The sequence below is a fragment of the Sphingomonas sp. jy18 genome (assembly GCF_056931895.1).
Map to the genome: position 1 here is coordinate 632,602 of NZ_JBXPBT010000001.1, position 17,187 is coordinate 649,788.

The following is a 17,187-nucleotide window of genomic DNA, read 5'->3' on the forward strand; positions in this document are numbered from 1 at the left end:
GCGCAAGCACCGATTGCAAAGATTGCGGATGCCGTAGCGCCACCATAAGCTGCTTGACGCGCGCCTCTCTTCAAAAGCACAGTATGGCCATGCCGCAGCAAAGACGGCGAGGGAGAGTGCCATGCGATTCGCGGGGAAGACCGCCGTCATCACCGGTGCGGCGTCGGGGATCGGCCGCGCCACTGCCGAGCTGTTCGCCGCCGAAGGCGCGACCGTCATCGCCGCCGATATCGATGCGGCCGGCGGGGAGGACCTCGCCGCCACCTCCAACGGCAGGATCCTGTTCAAGCAGACCGACGTGTGCGACGTCGACGCGATCAAGGCGCTGATGGAATTCGCTGCGGAAAGGACCGGCGGCATCGACGTCGTCTTCAACAATGCCGGCGCCGGCGGCGCGCGCGAGGGCATCGACGAGATCGACGCGGCCGGCTGGGACCGGACGATGGACCTGCTGCTGCGCTCGGTGGCGATGGGCATCCGCTACGCCGTGCCGCACATGATCGGCCGGGAAGGCGCCAGCATCGTCAACACCGCCAGCATCGCCGGCCTCGAAGCGGGCTATTCCCCCACCGCCTACGCCGTCGCCAAATGCGGGGTGATCCACCTGACCAAGGTCGGCGCGACCGATCTTGCCAAGCACAACATCCGCATGAACGCCATCTGCCCCGGTTTCATCCAGACCAACATCTTCACCGCCTCGCTCGACATCCCGCCCGAGCATCGCGAGACGGCGAAGGCGATGATCTTCGAAATCTCCAACCACACCCAGCCGGTCAAGCGCGGCGGCCAGCCCGCCGACATCGCGGCGATGGTCGCCTTCCTCGCCTCGAAGGACGCCGGCTTCATCACTGGCAGCCATTTCGTCGTCGATGGCGGCATCACCACCGGCCAGCCGCACAGCTGGAACCCGGATGCCCCCAGCCTGTTCACCCCGCTGCAGGCCTTTGCCGAAGAGGTCGGCAGCCAGTGAGCACGGGCGTGCGCGCAGCCCCCGGCGCCGGCCCCGCTGACCCGTCCGTCGCCGCAGCACACCCCGCCGCCGCCGCATCGCCCGCCCCCGGCGTGCCGATGCCGACGCGCGTCCTCTACGGCTTCGGCTCGATCGCCTATGGCATCAAGGACAATGGCTTCGCCGTCTTCCTGTTGCTCTATTACAACCAGATCATCGGTCTCGACGCCGGCCTCGTCGGCCTTACCCTGCTCGTCGCGCTGCTGCTCGATGCGCTGATCGACCCTGCCGTCGGCCATTTGTCGGATCGCACCCGCAGCCGCTGGGGCCGCCGCCACCCGTGGCTCTACGCCTCGGCGCTGCCGATCTTCGGCTGCTGGCTGGCGCTGTGGATGCCGCCGGAGGGCAGCCAGACGCTGCAGCTCGCCTGGCTGCTGCTGTTCGCCACGCTGGTGCGGATGAGCCTGTCGATCAACGAGGTGCCCTCGATCGCGCTGGCGCCAGAGATGACCGAGGACTATCACGAGCGCACCTCGATCCTCGGCATCCGCTACCTGTTCGGCTGGGCCGGCGGCCTCGCCATGCTCGCCGCGGCCTATGGCATCTTCCGCCTTGCCGATCCCGATGTCGTCACTGCGGCGGATTTCCGCGCCTATGCCGTCACCGGGGCGATCGTCATGCTGGTCACGGTGCTGGTCTCCGCCATCGGCACCCACCGCCGCTTCGCCCGCCCCAGCGCGGCGGGGATGCACCAGCCGTCGCTGCGCGACATGCTGACCTGCCTCAAATTCCGCCCCTTCCAGATCCTGCTCCTCGCCGCGATGTTCGGCTTCGCCAACCAGGGCATCGGCTTTTCGCTGTCGAGCTTCCTGCTCGCCTATGTGTGGAAGATGGATGCCGCGCAGCAGGTGCTCTATTCGGGCTGCCTGTTCTTCGGCGTGCTGTTCGCGCTGTGGCTGGCGCGGGCGATGGGCGCGCGCTTCGGCAAGCGCGGCACCGCGATGCGCCTCGCGCTCGTCACCGGTGTGCTCGCCATTGCTCCCTATGTCCTGCTGCTCGCCGGGGCCTGGCCCCAACCGGGCGGCGCCGCCTCGCTATGGACCTTCCTGCCGATCGTCACCCTCGCCACCGGTACCGGCATCGCCACCATGATCACCGGCGCGTCGCTGATGGCCGACGTCACCACCATGCACCAGAAGATCAGCGGCAAGGCGCAGGAAGGGGTGTTCTTCTCGGGCCACTTCTTCATGCAGAAATGCGTCACCGGCATCGGCATCTTCGTCGCCGGGCAGATTTTGGTGCTGATCGCCTTCCCGCCACAGGCCAACCCCGCGACCATCGCGCCCGTGGTCGTCGCCGATCTCGCCCGCGCCTATGTCGCCGTCACCATCATCCTCGCCGCCGCCACCGCCTGGGCCTTCTCCCGCTTCCCGCTCGATGCGGACAGCGGCGCAAACCCGACCGCCTGACCGGGAGCACTTGTCCCTAACTGCGGCTGTCGATGCTATGCTCCTGCAGCTCGTCGATCCTCAGCCCGAATGTCCATCGGGGTCTGGGGATTTGGTGAGCTCGGCTTCCGTCGCCAGCCTGCTCACTCCTCCCCCATCCGCAACGCCGCAATAAACGCCTCCTGCGGGATCTGCACGCTGCCATATTCCCGCATCCGCTTCTTGCCTTCCTTCTGCTTGTCGAGCAGCTTCTTCTTGCGGCTGATGTCGCCGCCATAGCATTTCGCGGTCACGTCCTTGCGCATCGCGGCGATGGTTTCGCGCGCGATCACCTTGCCGCCGATGGCGGCCTGGATCGGGATTTTGAACAGGTGGCGGGGGATCAGGTCTTTCAGCCGCTCGCACATGCCGCGGCCGCGGCTTTCGGCCGATCCGCGGTGGACGATCATTGATAGCGCGTCGACGGCTTCCGCGTTGACGAGGATGCTCATCTTGACGAGATCGCCCGGGCGGTGGCCGATCTGGTGATAGTCGAAACTGGCGTAACCCCTTGAAATACTTTTCAATCTGTCATAAAAATCGAACACAACCTCGTTGAGCGGCAGTTCGTAGACGATCTGCGCGCGGCCGCCCACATAGGTCAGCTGCTTCTGGATGCCCCGCCGGTCCTGGCACAGCTTCAGGATGCCACCCAGATATTCGTCGGGGCAATAGATGGTCGCCTCGATCCACGGCTCCTGGATCTCATCGATGCGGTTCGGGTCCGGCATGTCCGCCGGGTTGTGCAGCTCGATTTCCTTGGCGTCCTCGGTCTTCGATTTGCTCAACGACAGCTTGTAGACCACCGACGGCGCGGTGGTGATCAGGTCGAGGTCATATTCCCGGGTCAGCCGCTCCTGGATGATTTCCAGATGCAGCAGGCCCAGGAAACCGCAGCGGAAGCCGAAGCCGAGCGCGGCGCTGGATTCCATCTCGAAGCTGAAGCTCGCGTCGTTGAGCCTGAGCTTGCTGATGCTCTCGCGCAGCTTCTCGAAGTCCGCAGCATCGGTGGGGAACAGGCCGCAGAACACCACCGGCTGCACCTGCTTGAAGCCCGGCAACGGCGCATCGGCCGGCCGCTTGGCGTCGGTGATGGTGTCGCCGACGCGGGCCTGCGCCACATCCTTGATCTGCGCGGTTATGAAGCCGATCTCGCCCGGCCCCAGCTCTTCCAGATGCTCGATCTTGGGGCGCATGCAGCCCACGCGATCGATCAGGTGGGTGGTGCCCGCAGCCATGAATTTGACATTCTGCCCCTTGCGGATGCTGCCATCGATCACGCGGATCAGGATGACGACGCCGAGATAAGGGTCGTACCATGAATCGACCAGCATCGCCTTCAATGGCGCGGTGCGGTCTCCCTTCGGCGGGGGGATGCGGGTGACGATGGCTTCCAGCGTCTCGGCAATGCCGATGCCGGCCTTGGCCGAAGCCAGCACCGCATCGTCCGCAGGCAGGCCAATGATGTCCTCGATCTCCGCCTTGACCTTGTCGACGTCCGCCGCGGGCAGATCGATCTTGTTGATCACCGGCACGATCTCATGGTCATGCTCGATCGACTGGTAGACATTGGCCAGCGTCTGCGCCTCCACCCCCTGCGCGGCGTCGACCACCAGCAACGCGCCTTCGCAGGCGGCGAGGGAGCGCGAGACTTCATAGGCGAAGTCGACATGGCCGGGCGTGTCCATCAGGTTGAGCTGATAGGTCTTGCCGTCGGCGGCGGGGTAAGACAGGCGCACCGTCTGCGCCTTGATGGTGATCCCGCGTTCCTTCTCGATGTCCATGTTATCGAGGACTTGGGCGGTCATTTCGCGGGCGGAAAGGCCGCCGGTGTGCTGGATCAGCCGGTCGGCCAGCGTCGATTTGCCATGGTCGATATGCGCGATGATGGAGAAGTTGCGGATCAGCGAAAGGTCGGTCATGCAAGCGCCCCTAGCAGCGGTGCAGGCCGATGTCAGCCTCGCTGCATCGCGGCAATCGCGGCGAGCGCGCGCTCGAACCGCCGCTCCCCGGTCCCCGCTATCCCCACCCAGCGCAGCTTGCGCCGTTCCAGCTCCTTGACCAGCGCGGCACGAAACCGGTCCCGCTGGCGCTGCTCGGTCTGGATGCGCACCCCGTCATCCTCCCACGGCAGGTCATTCTCCATCACCAGATAGAGGTCGCTCTCGAACAGGTCCCCGCCAAACCATGGATCGAGCGGCGCGCCGGAGAAGTGCGCCCAGACAGAGGTGACGATGGCGTCGGTGTCCGCCACCACTGGCGACACGCCAACGTTGAAGGAGGTCATCACCGTGCCACGGATGTTGCTGTCCTGCACCTGGCCGACATGCACCAGCTGCTCCATCGACAGGTCGTTGCCGTGCGCGGCGCAATAGGCGCGGGCATATTCCTTGACCGCGACCACGCCGAAATGCGCGGCGATCTTGCCTGCCAGCCAGCTCTTGCCGGTGCTCTCGGCTCCGGCGACACAGATGGTCAGAATGCTCATGCCGGGGCGACACCGGATGCGTTCTCTGCGCGGCGCCATTCGACCCAGCCAACGATGCACATGACAAGGAACAGGCCATAGAGCCCCGCCGTCAATTGCAGATCGCGGCTCCAGTAGAGCCCGATCGCCAAGACATCGACCGCGATCCAAACCAGCCAGTTCTCGATCCGTCGCTGCGCCAGCAATATCTGCGCGGCGACGCTGCCCATCGCCACGGCGGCATCCCACCATGGGGACACCGCGTCGGTGAAGCGCATCATCACCCAGCCCCAGAGCGCGGTGGCGGCCATCACGCCCACCAGCCACAGCCAGCGCTCGCCGCTGCGCATCCGCATGACCGCAACCGGGCCGCCCAGCCCGCCAGCGCGCGCCCACGCAATCCAGCCCCAGATGTTCACGACGGCAAAGAAGACTTGCAGCCCCATGTCCGAATAGAGCCGGGCCTCGCGGAAAATCTCGAAGTAGAGCAACACCATCGCGATGCCGACGGGGTAATTCCAGATGCTGCGGCGGATGAGCAGCGCGATATTGGCGACGCCCAGCGCCACCGCGATCATCTCGAGCTGGTTCATGGCCGTCTCACGCGCGCGGGCGGGTCCACAGGCCTTCGCGGGACAGGGCCTCATCCGATGGCTTGCCCGACCACATAGCGCGACCCAACGCGGCGGCGACGAAGCCAGCCTTCTCGCTGCCAGTGGTGGTCACGCGATGGTCCCATGCATGTTCGCCGCGCTCACGCACCTTTTCGGCAATCGCACCATAGATGTTGGACGCAGCCAGCACCGCCCAGCGCGAGCGGAAGGGCAGGCGTGCCGCACCGATCCGCGCCGACGCTTCGTAGAGATCGACATATTCGGCAAGCCATCTGGCCATAACGGCGAGGCGCTTGCGATAGGCCGGATGCATATGCTGGCCGGGCGGGATGTCCATCTCGACCAGCCAGTCCATGGGCAGATAACAGCGGTCGCCCGCCGCATCTTCGGCCACGTCACGGGCAATATTGGCGAGCTGGAAGGCGAGGCCGAGGTCGCAGGCGCGGTCGAGCGTGTCCTCCTCAGCCGGATCGACCCCCATCACCACCGCCATCATGCAGCCGACCGCACCCGCGACATTCCAGCAATAGCTGAACAGGTCGGCCTCGGAACGCGGGCGCCAGCCAGCGGCGTCACGATCGAAACCCTGCAGCAGCGCCTCGGCAAAGCCGCGCGGGATCGGGCATTCGATGTTGAGCATGGCCAGGCAGTCGAACGCCGGATTGCCGGTCGTCTGACCTGCATAGGCAAGGTCGGTCAGGCGCCGGATGGTTGCGGCCCGCTCTAGCGCCTCGTCATCGGCAATGGTCATCAACCCGCCATGGTCCTGGCCGTCGGCGATATCGTCGCAGGCCCGGCACCAGGCGTAAAGCAGCCAGGCGCGCTCGCGGGTACGGGTGTCGAACAATTTGCTGGCGGCGCCGAAGGATTTGGAGCCCTTGGCTATGCTCGCCTCGGCGAAGGTGACCAGGAATTGGCGGTCGGGAAGAGAGGTCATGGTTGCCGCTCCATCGTTATTGCGAGCGATGCGCGGCAATCCAGTGCGGCTCTGCGCGACTCTGGATTGCTTCGCTGCGCTCGCAATGACGTGGGTGTCACAACTGCTCCGCTTTCATCGCGAAGATCGTCTTGTGCGGCACATAGGTGGCCATGGCGTCGAGCAACGGCTCGAGCTCCTCGCGCACGATCATGATGCCCTTGTGCGCCTCGCGGATGAAGCCGGTTTCGACCATCTTGGCGTTGAATGCGATGAGCCCGTCGTAAAAGCCGGCGACGTTGAGCAGCCCGACCGGCTTCTGGTGATAGCCGAGCTGCGCCCAGCTGATCGCCTCCCACAACTCGTCCATGGTGCCGACGCCGCCCGGCAAGGTCACGAACCCGTCGGCCAGATCGGTGAACAGCCGTTTGCGCTCGTGCATGCCGGGAACCACGTGCAATTCGGTGCAGCCGCGGTGCGCGACTTCCGCGCCGACCAGCGCTTCGGGGATGATGCCGATGACCTCACCGCCAGCAGCAAGCGCGGCGTCGGCCACTGCTCCCATCAGCCCCAGCCGGCCGCCGCCGTAAACGACACCGACGCCGCGTTCCGCCAGCATGGTGCCGACGGCGCGGGCAGTGTCGATGTACAGCGGATCGGCAGGTGTGGCCGAGCCGCAGTAGATGGCGAGCCGTTTCATGTCAGATCCTCGATCATCAACCCCGCTGTTGCCTTGGCGCTGCCGACCACGCCGGGAATGCCCGCACCGGGATGGGTGCCGGCCCCGACGAAATAGAGATTGTCGATCACATCGTCGCGGTTGTGGGTGCGAAACCAGGCGCTCTGGGTCAGCAGCGGCTCCAGGCTGAAAGCGCTGCCGAGATGGGCGTTGAGATCGTGCGCGAAGTCCTGCGGCGTATAGTGGAACTGGACCACCACCTTGTCGTGGATGTCGGGGATGTTCATGCGCTCGCCAACGACATCGAGAATACGCTTGGCGTAGACCGGCCCCATTTTCTCCCAGTCGATCGGCAGCTTGCCCATATGGGCGACCGGAGAGAGCACGTAGAAACTGGCGTGGCCCGGTGGCGACATGCCCGGATCGGTGATCGTCGGGTGATGCAGATAGAGCGAAAAATCGTCCGGCAGCACGCCATGGTCATAAATGTCGGACAGCAGGCCCTTGTAGCGCGGACCGAAGATGATCGTGTGATGCGCGATATGGGGGAAATCGCCCTTGAGCCCGAAATGGAGGACGAACAGCGAGGGCGAATATTTCTTGCGCGCGAGGCTCTTGGCCGCCCGCTTGCCGCGCGCGGAATTGCCGAGAAGATCGCGATAGCTGTGCATGATGTCGGCGTTGGTGGCGACCGCATCGGCATCCGCACTCCAGCCGCTCTTGGTCCTGACGCCCGTGACATGGTCGCCGCGCGTGCAGATTTCGGTGACCGGATCATTGAGCCGCAGCACGCCGCCCAGCCGCTCGAAATGAGTGACCATTCCGGCGATCAGCGCGTTGGTGCCGCCACGCGCGAACCAGACGCCGCCGTCCTTCTCCAGCTTGTGGATCAGCGCGTATATCGAGCTCGTCTTCATCGGGTTGCCGCCGACCAGCAGCGTATGGAAGCTGAACGCCTGACGCAGGCGCTCGTCCTGAATATAGGATGACACCATCGAATAGACGCTGCGCCACGCCTGATAGCGGGCAAGCGCAGGAGCGGCGCGCAGCATTGCGGCAAAATCCAGGAACGGCACCGATCCGAGCTTGAGATAACCCTCCTCATGCACGCCAGCACTATAGTGCAGGAACCGGTCATAGCCGGCGACATCGGCGGGGTTGAAGGCGGCGATGCCGGCGCGCAGCTTTTCCTCGACATTGGTATAGTCGAGCTCGGACCCATCGGGCCAGTTGAGCCGGTAAAAGGGCTGCACCGGCATCAGCTCGACATCCTGCGCCATGTCAGAGCCGCTCAGCTCCCACAGCTCGCGCAGGCACGGCGGATCGGTGATCACGGTGGGGCCGGCATCGAAGGTGAAACCGTCGATCTTCCAATGATAGCCACGCCCGCCCGGCTTGTCCCGGCTTTCGACAACTGTCGTGGCGATGCCTGCAGACTGGAGGCGGATAGCAAGTGCGAGGCCGCCGAAGCCGGCGCCGATAACGATAGCGGTTTTCATCTCATTCCTATCAGCGCGCGCACCGCCGCGCTTATGGGCATCGGCGGACGCCCCGACAAGACCCTCAATCGATCGGCAAGCGTCGATTTTCCGGCATAGAAGCGCTCGACCAGCGGACGTGGCAGGCGGTAGAAATGTTCGAGCACACGATAGCGCTGATCGGGCACGGCGCCACGGAACAACATGGTGTCGAGCATCCGGTAGAAGCCGCCGCTGCGCCATGAAGCCCGGGCTGACGCGCGCGTGGCCAGGCCCAGATCGTCGAGCGGCCAGCGCCGGACGATGTCCAGCGCCGATGCGACAGCGAGCGGCAGCGAATAGCCGGTGGTCGGATGGAACATTGCAGCGCGCGATCCGATCCGCGCGACCGGATCGTCGGACGGCCAGACCGAATCGAAATCGCCGCCGACGATGACCGGCAGGCAGCCCTGCTCTTCGCGCTCCACACCGGTCACCACCCAACCCTTGGCGCGCGCATAGTCGTCGATACGTGCCACAATCGCATCGCGGTCGACGATAGTGTCATCGCTGTAATAGGTGTCTTCCACGAACAACCGGTCGGGCCCGAACGGCAACACATAGACGAAGCGATAGCCATCGATCTGCTCGACGGTTGCGTCCATGACGATGGGCCGGGTCAGCCCATGCGGCTGCGCGAGCACCAGTTCCTGTCCTACGAACTTCTGCCAACCGCAGTCATAAGCCGCGCCCTCCGACCCCGGACCACGCGCGTCCAGCACCGCGCCGGCGCTCAGCGCGTCACCATTGGCGAGCGTCGCACCTGTCGGCGTCAGCGCCGCGACGCGGACATCGGTCCGCGCCCGCTCCCCCAGCACGCGACGCAACTCCTCGTCCAGCTTTTCGGATGTGATGCTGGCGTAGGGCGTGTCGAGCGTGCGGCTGCGCACCGGAAAGGCAATGTCGTAGGCATCCCAACGATGCGCGACGAGCGGCGCGACCAGATCATGCCCCGCGGCGTCAAGATCGCTGGCGAAGAAGGACCAGACATGATTGCCGCCGAAGCTCTCTCCGCCATCGACCAGCTCGACCCGCACCTCGGGCCGGTATTTGGCAAAAGCCAGCGCGACGAGCGCTCCGGCAAGGCCGCCGCCGACGATCAGCAGATCGGGTTGATTGGAGGATGGGAAAGACATTGGCTTTCCCCATAGGAGATAGACCATGGCCTGTCGAAGGCCATATGCTCTTGACGCTTACGTCAAGCGCCGCGACTGTCGGACAAAGAGAGGGAGGCAGCAGCATGTTCGAGGCAGGCGACGGCCAGCCATTGCTCAGCGGGGTGCGCGTCATCGACCTGACGTCCGTGGTGTTCGGGCCTTATGCCACCCAGATCATGGCCGATCTGGGGGCCGACGTGATCAAGGTCGAACCGCCGCACGGCGACCATTTCCGCCCGGGCACCCGCCCTGCGGTCACCCCGGGGATGGGGTCCGGCTGGATGGCGGTCAACCGGGGCAAGCGCTCGATCGCACTCGATCTCAAATCGGCCGATGACCTGGCGGTGATGCGCGCGCTGCTGGCGGAGGCCGACGTGTTCATCTGCAATGTGCGCGGTGCCGCGATGGAGCGGCTCGGACTCGATTATGACGCAGTGGCAGCGATCAAGCCCGACATCATCTATGCGCATTGTGTCGGCTTCGGCCAGGACGGACCCTATGCGCCTTTGCAGGCCTATGACGATGTCATCCAGGCGGCGACCGGCACCTGCAGCCTGCTGCCACGCGTCGACGGGCAGGACCGTCCACGCTATCTGCCAAGCCTGATTGCCGACAAGGTGGCAGGCCTGCACGCCGCCTATGCCGTGCAGGCAGCTCTGATCCACCGGCTGCGCACCGGGCGCGGGCAGCGCGTCGAAATCCCCATGTTCGAAGCCTTCACCAGCTTCATCATGCTCGAGCATCTGGGAGACCAGACCTTCGAGCCGCCGATAGGTCGCGCCGGCTATGCGCGGCAGATCGACCCCGATCGCCAGCCCTTTCCGTGCAGCGATGGCTGGCTGAGCATCGTCGCCTACACCGACGGCGCCTGGCCGCGACTGTTCGCGCTGCTGGGCGAACCGGAATTTCTGGACGACGACCGTTTCCGCACGCCCAAGGACCGCTTCCTCAACAGCGGCCTGCTCTATCGCCGGATGGCGGAGCTGACCCGCGCCTTCACCACTGCCGACCTGCTGGCGGCGCTGCGCAGCGCCGATATTCCGGCGCAGCGTGTCCGCGATCTCGACGAAGTGATTGACGACCCGCATCTGCAGGCGACCGGCTTTATCCGCGTGCGCGAGCACCCCAGCGAAGGCCGCTATCGCGACTTGGCCCCTCCGGTCGCGTTCAGCGATGCGCCCATGCCGCCGGCATCGCCACCGCCGACGCTCGACGCCGATGGCGCGGATATTCGTGCAACTGTGCGCCAGCGCACTGAAACTGGCTGAGAAATTTGGCTTGGACATCACATCAAGTGGCTGCATAAAGAAGGCACCCGAACATGAACGAAACGAGTCTAGGGCGCTCAGAAATCGTTCAGGCGGAAAGCCGCATGCAGGCCTTGTCGAAATGACGAACAGGGGAAAAATATCATGAAGAAGCTTGCACTTGCCACCGCCGCCGTCCTGCTGGTCGCCGGCCCTGTCACCGCACAGAACACCGGCCTCAATGCCAACTATGGCTCGATCACGCTGAACTCCGGCTTCACGCCCGATCCGTATCGCGTCAACGTCCGTTCCGGTGGCAGCATTTCTGCCAGCAACATTTCCAGCGGATGCGCCGGCAGCATCAGCGATGCGCCCGATTTCGAACTGACCTACAACGCCGGTTCGCTGCCGCTGGTGTTCCGCACCTCGTCGAGCCGGGACACCACGCTGATCGTCAACGGCCCCGATGGCCAGTGGCATTGCGATGATGACAGCGCAGGCAATCTCAACGCGCAGATCAGCTTCGCCAAGCCGCAAAGCGGCACCTACGACATCTGGGTGGGCAGCTATGGCGGCGGCATCTATGATGCGCAGCTGCAGATCACCGAACTGCCCTAAACCGGCCGCGCAGTGACAGACGAGGCCAGCCGGATCGCCGAATGGCGCGCCGGCTGGCCGGTTGTTCTGGCCTCGGCATGCGGCATCGGCACCGGGGCCGCGCTTTACCAATATGTCTCCAGCCTGTTCATCGGCCCGGCGCAGACCGAGCTTGGCTGGAGCCGCGGCGATTTCGCGCTGATCGGCGCAACACCACTGATCGGGGCGCTGAGCGCCCCCCTGATCGGGCGGCTTGCCGATCGCTATGGCGTTCGCCCGGTAGCGATCATCGCCACCATCACCATCGCCGGTGCTTTTTTCGGCCTGTCCCAGCAGGGCGGCTCTGTCGCGGAAGCCGTGGCATGGATGCTGTTGCTGGGCTTTGCCGTGCCCGGCACAACCGGCATCGTCTATTCGCGCGCCGTGACCGGCTGGTTTTCGCACAATCGCGGGCTGGCGCTGGGCCTGATGTCGTCGGGCATCTCGATCGGCGCCTTGCTTGCAACGCCGCTTATCGCATGGGCCATCGGCGTGGGCGGGTTTCGTGGCGGCTATATGGGGCTGGCGCTGCTCGCCCTGTGCATCGGTCTGCCGGCCATCCTGTGGGGGCTGCGGGAGCGGGTATCCCTGGCGGTCGCACGGCAGGCGCCCGGGGTCGACGACGCGCAGCCAGACCCCGCCATGCCCGGACCATCGGCGCTGCGGTCTCTGCTCGCAACCCGCCGCTTCTGGCTGCTCGCAGCGGTGATGTTTCTGGTCAACATCCCGTCATCGGGCATATTGACGCAGCTCACTCCGCTGTTGACCGACAAGGGCGTGGCGCGCGAAACGGCGGCGCTGCTGCTATCTCTCTATGCCGGATCGGTATTGGCCGGGCGGATCGGCATCGGCGGGCTGTTCGACCGCCTGCCTGCACCGCGCGTGGCAGCAGCGGTCACCCTGGTCGCAGCCATCGGCTGCATCGCCTTCCACAGCGCAACGCCGCTGGCCTTCGTCTATGTCGGCGTCGTCACCGTCGGCCTGATGCAGGGGGCGGAAACCGACGTGCTGGCCTATTTCGTCTCGCGCCTGTTCGACCATCGCCATTTCGGCACGATCTACGGCTTGCAGGTGACGGGCGGGATGACGGGGACCGCAATCGGCATCATTGGCTTCGGCCAGCTCTACGACCGGCAGGGCAGTTACGATGTGGTGTTGCTGATCGGCGCGGCGATGCTGGTCGTCGTCGCCGGTCTCTATCTCTCGCTGAGCGGGGCAATGGCAGCAGCCCGCGATGCGGACAGTGCGTCAGCCCAGAACTGACGCCCCGGCGCAACCACGCTCGATCATGATCATCGGCAGCCCGCCTTCGGGAGTGCGATAGCCCGCCTCAACCGCAGCACGCACGGTCGCCACACGATGCTGCGGCATCAGCGCAACCACCGCGCCGCCGAAGCCGCCGCCGGTCATGCGTGCGCCCCCATGCTCGCCGATGGCGGCCTGCAATAGTGCGACCAGCGCATCGATGGCCGGGAGGGTGATCGCAAAATCGTCCCGCATCGACGCATGGCTTTGCGCCATCAGGGTGCCCAGCGTGACAAGATCGCCCGCCGCGAGAGCGTCCGCGGCATCGAGCGTTCGCGCATTCTCGCTGACGACGTGGCGCGCGCGTTGGAAAGCGACACCATCCAGCCGGTCCTGCGCGGCTGCCAGCATCGCCATGTCGGCGTCGCGCAACGCGGTAACGCCGAGCGCTGATGCCACGGCCTCGCAATCGGCACGGCGCTGATTGTAGGCGCCCTCCACCAGGCCCCGCGTGATCCCGGAATGGACGATCATGATCGCCATGCCGTCAGCCAGCGGCACCGGGCGGCAATCGAGGCTGCGGCAGTCGATCAACAGCGCATGATCGGCCACCCCGCGCGCCGAGACCAGCTGGTCCATGATGCCGCAATTGGTGCCGACCACTTCGATTTCCGACTTCTGGGCAAGTTGCGCGATGCGCGTGGCATCCGTCGGCGCCGATCCGCCGATCCGATGCAGCGCCGTCCCCAGCGCCACCGCCAGCGAGGCCGACGAGGACAGGCCCGAGCCTTGTGGCACGGTACCGGTGAGCATGATGTCGAGCCCGGACAGCGCGAGGCCGGCCGCGCGCATCATCGCCACCATGCCCTGTACGTGGGCGGACCAGCAGCCGCTGCCCGGGGGCGGGGGCGTGTCGCCAATGCGCCAGTGCGCCTCGGCGCCGTCGAGATCGAGCGCGACCGCGCGCACCGCATCGTCGTCACGCCGCCGTACCGCCACGCGCGTCTCGACCGAAATCGCCGCTGGCAAGACGAACCCATCATTATAGTCGGTATGCTCGCCGATAAGGTTGACCCGGCCCGGCGCGCGCGCGACGACATCCGGCGCCGCGCCGAAGGTCGCTGCAAAATGCGCGGGAAGCTGTTCCAGCCGGCTCACAGGCTGGCCGCCCGGTAATGCACGTCGCTCACCGCACGCAGCCGCTGTGCGGCCTGTTCGGGCGTCAGGTCGCGTTGCGCCTCGGCCATCATCTCATATCCCACCATGAACTTGCGCACCGACGCCGACCGCAGCAGCGGCGGATAGAAATGCGCATGCAGTTGCCAATGCGCGGTCTCCCCGTCGCCGAAGGGCGCGCCGTGCCAGCCCATCGAATAAGGAAAACTGCATTCGAACAGATTATCGTAACGGATGGTGAGCGCGCGGATTGCGCGCGCAAGATCCGCGCGTTGCTCTGCCGTGCAATCGTGCAGGCGCGCGACGGCGAATTTGGGCAGCAGCAGCGTCTCGAACGGCCAAGCCGCCCACCAGGGCACAATCGCGAGCCAATGTGCGGTCTCGACCACGACGCGCGGCCCGCCCGCTTCCCTCTCCGCCAGTTGCAGCAGCATCGGCGCGCCATGCCGCTCCAGCCACGCCGCTTGGGTCCGATCCTCGGTTGCAACCAGACCCGGCACATAATCGGTCGCCCATATCTGCCCGTGCGGATGGGGGTTGGAGCAGCCCATCTGTGCGCCCTTGTTCTCGAACAGCTGGACGTGCTGCCAGCGGCTGCCCAAGGCCGCGATCTCGGCGCACCAGCAGTCGACCACTGCCTCCAGCTCGGTCGCAGTCAGCTCGGGCAAGCTGCGGCCATGATCGGGGGAGAAGCAGATCACCCGGCTGGTGCCACGCGCACCTGCGACCTGAAACAGCGAGCCGCCTGCATCAGCGTGCCCTGCCCCAACCCACGGCGCGCCGTCCGGTCCGGGGGCATCGGGCTGCAGCGCGGCGAAGTCATTGGCGAAGACGAAAGGGCCAGCATAATCGGGATTGCGCTCCCCCGTTACGCGCACATTGCCGGGGCAAAGATAACAGTCGGGGTCATGCGCGGGCCGTGCGGCGAAGTCGGGCGCGTCTTCCTGCCCCTGCCACGGCCGCTTGGCGCGATGCGGGGAAACGAGCAGCCACTCGCCCTTCAGTGGATCGAACCGGCGATGCGGATGCTCAGCAGGATCGAAACTCATATCGCAGTCACCTCGAAAATCCGCACCGCCTCGGCCGGCATGCGCGGCAGGGCAAAGCCGGTGCGCGCCAGCCATGCGCCATCATGCTCGATACTGTCCTTGCCAACGCGTGCGATGCGATAACGCTTTACCGGGTCGAGCATCGGCAGCCGCAGCAGCGGCGGATAGGCCTGCGCACTGAGATCGATGCGGGTGACGATAAGCAGCAAGGAATGAGCGTCGCCCACCGCCTGCCAGACGACATGATCGCCGGCGTCGCCCAGCCAGGTCCGCCCGCTGTGGAGCCGTCCGCGCAGGTCCTTGTAGCGTGCGATGGCGGCGCGCAATTCCTCACGTTCCGCACCCTGCAGCTGGCGCACGTCCAGCTCGACGCCGAAATGGCCGGGCAGCGCGACGCCGCTGCGAAACCCCATGCCCTGCATCCGGCCGGTGGCGTGCGCCGGGGATGCACCGACATGCGCACCCATCAGCTCGGGCGGCATGAAGTGCAGGAAACCCCGCTGGATGTCGACGCGACTGACCGCATCGATATTGTCGCTGGTCCACAAACGGTGTGTGTAACGGAGAATTCCGGCATCCATGCGCCCGCCGCCCGCACCGCACGCTTCGATCTCCACGGCCGGAAAAGCGCTGCGCAGCCGCGCCATCAGCGCATAGGCTCCTGCGACCTGGCGGCGGAACATCGCCCGCTCTCCGGCGTGGGTCAGCGCGCGGTTATGATCCCATTTGAGGTAGGATATCGGCAGGCTGTCGAGCAGGGCAGCAATGCAGCCGAACAGATGATCGCGCACCTCTTCGCGCGCCATGTCGAGCACCAGCTGGTTGCGCGCGGTCAGCAATGGCCGGCCGGCAATCTGCAACGCCCAGTCGGGATGGGCGCGATAGAGATCGCTGTCCGGATTGACCATCTCCGGCTCGACCCACAGCCCGAACTCCATGCCTGACGCGATGACATGGTCGGCGAGTGCACCAAGCCCGTCCGGATATTTGCGCTTGTCGATCGTCCAGTCGCCAAGCGACGATGTGTCGTCGTCGCGCTGGCCGAACCAGCCATCGTCGAGCACGAACCGCTCGATGCCGAGCTCTGCAGCCGACGTCGCCAGGTCCTTGAGCGCGGCCTCGTCATGACGGAAATAGAAGCCTTCCCAGGTGTTGAGATGCACCGGGCGCGGGCGCATCGTGCCACCCGGCCAGTCGAGCCGCTGGCGGATGGCGCGGTGAAAGGCCCACGCGACGCCATTGGCGCCATCGCTGGCGCAGGTCGCCAGCACCTCGGGGGTGGTCATCCCCTCCCCCGGCGCCAGCCGCACCTCGCCGGGCGCGAGCCATTCGCCGATCTGCCATAGCCGCCGCCCGTCATCGCACCAGTCGATGCTCTGGACGTGGTTTCCGCTCCACGCCAGCTGGGCGCCCCATGCCGTACCCTCCGGCGCGGTGACGATCGCCCCGGGGAAGCAGTCATGGCTGGTCGTCCCGCCCCGATTCTCACGTCGCCAGCCAGAGCGGGTCAGGGCATCATCGATGGCAACAAACTCTCGGTTGTGCCGCCCACCATAAGAGCGGACATGATCGGCCTGCGCAGGCAGCGGCAGCACAGCGGCCGCCAGCCACTGGACATCGAGCACGCCGTCACCCTCGTTGGTCAATGCGGTGGCCAGCGTCAGCGCGTCGCTGGCCGGATCGAGCCGCGCTGTCACCGTCACGCAGATTTGCGCTACGGCGTCGCGCATCGCGAAGCGCACGCAGGCCGGATCGGGCCGGTCGACGGTGCATTCTGTGACGGCAAAGGTCCAATCGACGCCGCCGCGGTGCGCCAGCAGCGCCGCCGGCCCGAACCAGCCCATGCCGGTGCCGGGCAAGAGCGACAAAGGATGATCGCTCTCGGTCGAGAAACTCGGGCGACTGCGGGTCGTGACCAGCGCCGGGCCCGGTGTCACCCCGTCGGGTAGCCGCAGCCCCCAGTAACGCCACAATGGCGCAGCGCCTGGCTGGAGTTCCCAGATGGCGGTGCAGGCTGGCGAATGGAGAGTCAGATAGTCGGAGGCCAT

At 65.9% G+C, this 17,187-nt stretch carries 15 protein-coding genes; 5 read left to right on the plus strand and 10 right to left on the minus strand.

Annotated features, from left to right (window positions below):
• The first annotated feature begins 121 nt into the window (after positions 1-121).
• Entirely contained in the window at positions 122-970 is an 849-nt protein-coding gene (locus AC0QC4_RS03060) for an SDR family NAD(P)-dependent oxidoreductase (protein WP_483658241.1), read from the plus strand.
• An 8-nt stretch (positions 971-978) separates the two neighbouring features.
• A complete protein-coding gene (locus AC0QC4_RS03065; RefSeq protein ID WP_483658242.1) occupies positions 979-2,418 on the plus strand; it encodes an MFS transporter in 1,440 nt (479 codons plus the stop codon).
• A 122-nt stretch (positions 2,419-2,540) separates the two neighbouring features.
• On the opposite strand, the gene lepA is transcribed toward AC0QC4_RS03065, so the two are convergent.
• From lepA to crtY, 7 genes are all read right to left on the minus strand, one after another.
• Positions 2,541-4,358 (minus strand): translation elongation factor 4, encoded by a 1,818-nt coding sequence (gene lepA / locus AC0QC4_RS03070; RefSeq protein ID WP_483658243.1) that lies wholly within the window; start codon positions 4,356-4,358, stop codon positions 2,541-2,543.
• 32 nt (positions 4,359-4,390) lie between these two features.
• The gene (locus AC0QC4_RS03075) at positions 4,391-4,924 is read right to left on the minus strand and encodes an AAA family ATPase (protein ID WP_483658244.1); all 534 of its coding nucleotides are present in this window, start codon (positions 4,922-4,924) and stop codon (positions 4,391-4,393) included.
• Positions 4,921-5,496, minus strand: coding sequence for a nicotinamide riboside transporter PnuC (gene pnuC / locus AC0QC4_RS03080; RefSeq protein ID WP_483658245.1), 576 nt, complete (start codon positions 5,494-5,496; stop codon positions 4,921-4,923). The genes AC0QC4_RS03075 and pnuC overlap by 4 nt, the downstream gene beginning before the upstream one ends.
• A 7-nt stretch (positions 5,497-5,503) precedes the next feature.
• Positions 5,504-6,454 carry a phytoene/squalene synthase family protein gene (locus AC0QC4_RS03085; RefSeq protein WP_483658246.1) on the minus strand — a complete coding sequence of 317 codons (951 nt, stop codon included), beginning with the start codon at positions 6,452-6,454 and terminating at the stop codon, positions 5,504-5,506.
• 97 nt (positions 6,455-6,551) lie between these two features.
• Complete coding sequence (locus tag AC0QC4_RS03090) at positions 6,552-7,133, minus strand: LOG family protein (RefSeq protein ID WP_483658247.1); 582 nt, start codon at positions 7,131-7,133, stop codon at positions 6,552-6,554.
• Positions 7,130-8,611: a phytoene desaturase gene (locus AC0QC4_RS03095; RefSeq protein WP_483658248.1), complete on the minus strand. Its 1,482-nt coding sequence runs from the start codon at positions 8,609-8,611 to the stop codon at positions 7,130-7,132. Before AC0QC4_RS03095 ends, AC0QC4_RS03090 begins: the two co-directional genes overlap by 4 nt.
• On the minus strand, positions 8,608-9,765 hold the full coding sequence (crtY, locus tag AC0QC4_RS03100; protein ID WP_483658249.1) for a lycopene beta-cyclase CrtY: 1,158 nt from the start codon (positions 9,763-9,765) through the stop codon (positions 8,608-8,610). Before crtY ends, AC0QC4_RS03095 begins: the two co-directional genes overlap by 4 nt.
• 104 nt (positions 9,766-9,869) lie before the next feature.
• Here crtY and AC0QC4_RS03105 point away from each other — a divergent pair, with 104 nt between their 5' ends.
• From AC0QC4_RS03105 to AC0QC4_RS03115, 3 genes are all read left to right on the plus strand, one after another.
• A complete protein-coding gene (locus AC0QC4_RS03105; RefSeq protein WP_483658250.1) occupies positions 9,870-11,054 on the plus strand; it encodes a CaiB/BaiF CoA transferase family protein in 1,185 nt (394 codons plus the stop codon).
• 144 nt (positions 11,055-11,198) lie between these two features.
• Positions 11,199-11,651, plus strand: a complete 453-nt coding sequence (locus AC0QC4_RS03110; protein ID WP_483658251.1) for a hypothetical protein — start codon at positions 11,199-11,201, stop codon at positions 11,649-11,651.
• A gap of 12 nt (positions 11,652-11,663) precedes the next feature.
• Positions 11,664-12,932 (plus strand): MFS transporter, encoded by a 1,269-nt coding sequence (locus tag AC0QC4_RS03115; RefSeq protein WP_483658252.1) that lies wholly within the window; start codon positions 11,664-11,666, stop codon positions 12,930-12,932.
• Here AC0QC4_RS03115 and galK read toward each other — a convergent pair.
• Genes galK through AC0QC4_RS03130 form a run of 3 tightly spaced genes read right to left on the minus strand, consistent with a single transcriptional unit; the run spans position 12,918 to position 17,187 of the window.
• Complete coding sequence (galK, locus tag AC0QC4_RS03120) at positions 12,918-14,072, minus strand: galactokinase (protein ID WP_483658253.1); 1,155 nt, start codon at positions 14,070-14,072, stop codon at positions 12,918-12,920. The genes AC0QC4_RS03115 and galK overlap by 15 nt on opposite strands.
• The gene (locus AC0QC4_RS03125; protein ID WP_483658254.1) at positions 14,069-15,139 is read right to left on the minus strand and encodes a UDP-glucose--hexose-1-phosphate uridylyltransferase; all 1,071 of its coding nucleotides are present in this window, start codon (positions 15,137-15,139) and stop codon (positions 14,069-14,071) included. The genes galK and AC0QC4_RS03125 overlap by 4 nt, the downstream gene beginning before the upstream one ends.
• Complete coding sequence (locus AC0QC4_RS03130) at positions 15,136-17,187, minus strand: alpha-galactosidase (protein ID WP_483658255.1); 2,052 nt, start codon at positions 17,185-17,187, stop codon at positions 15,136-15,138. Before AC0QC4_RS03130 ends, AC0QC4_RS03125 begins: the two co-directional genes overlap by 4 nt.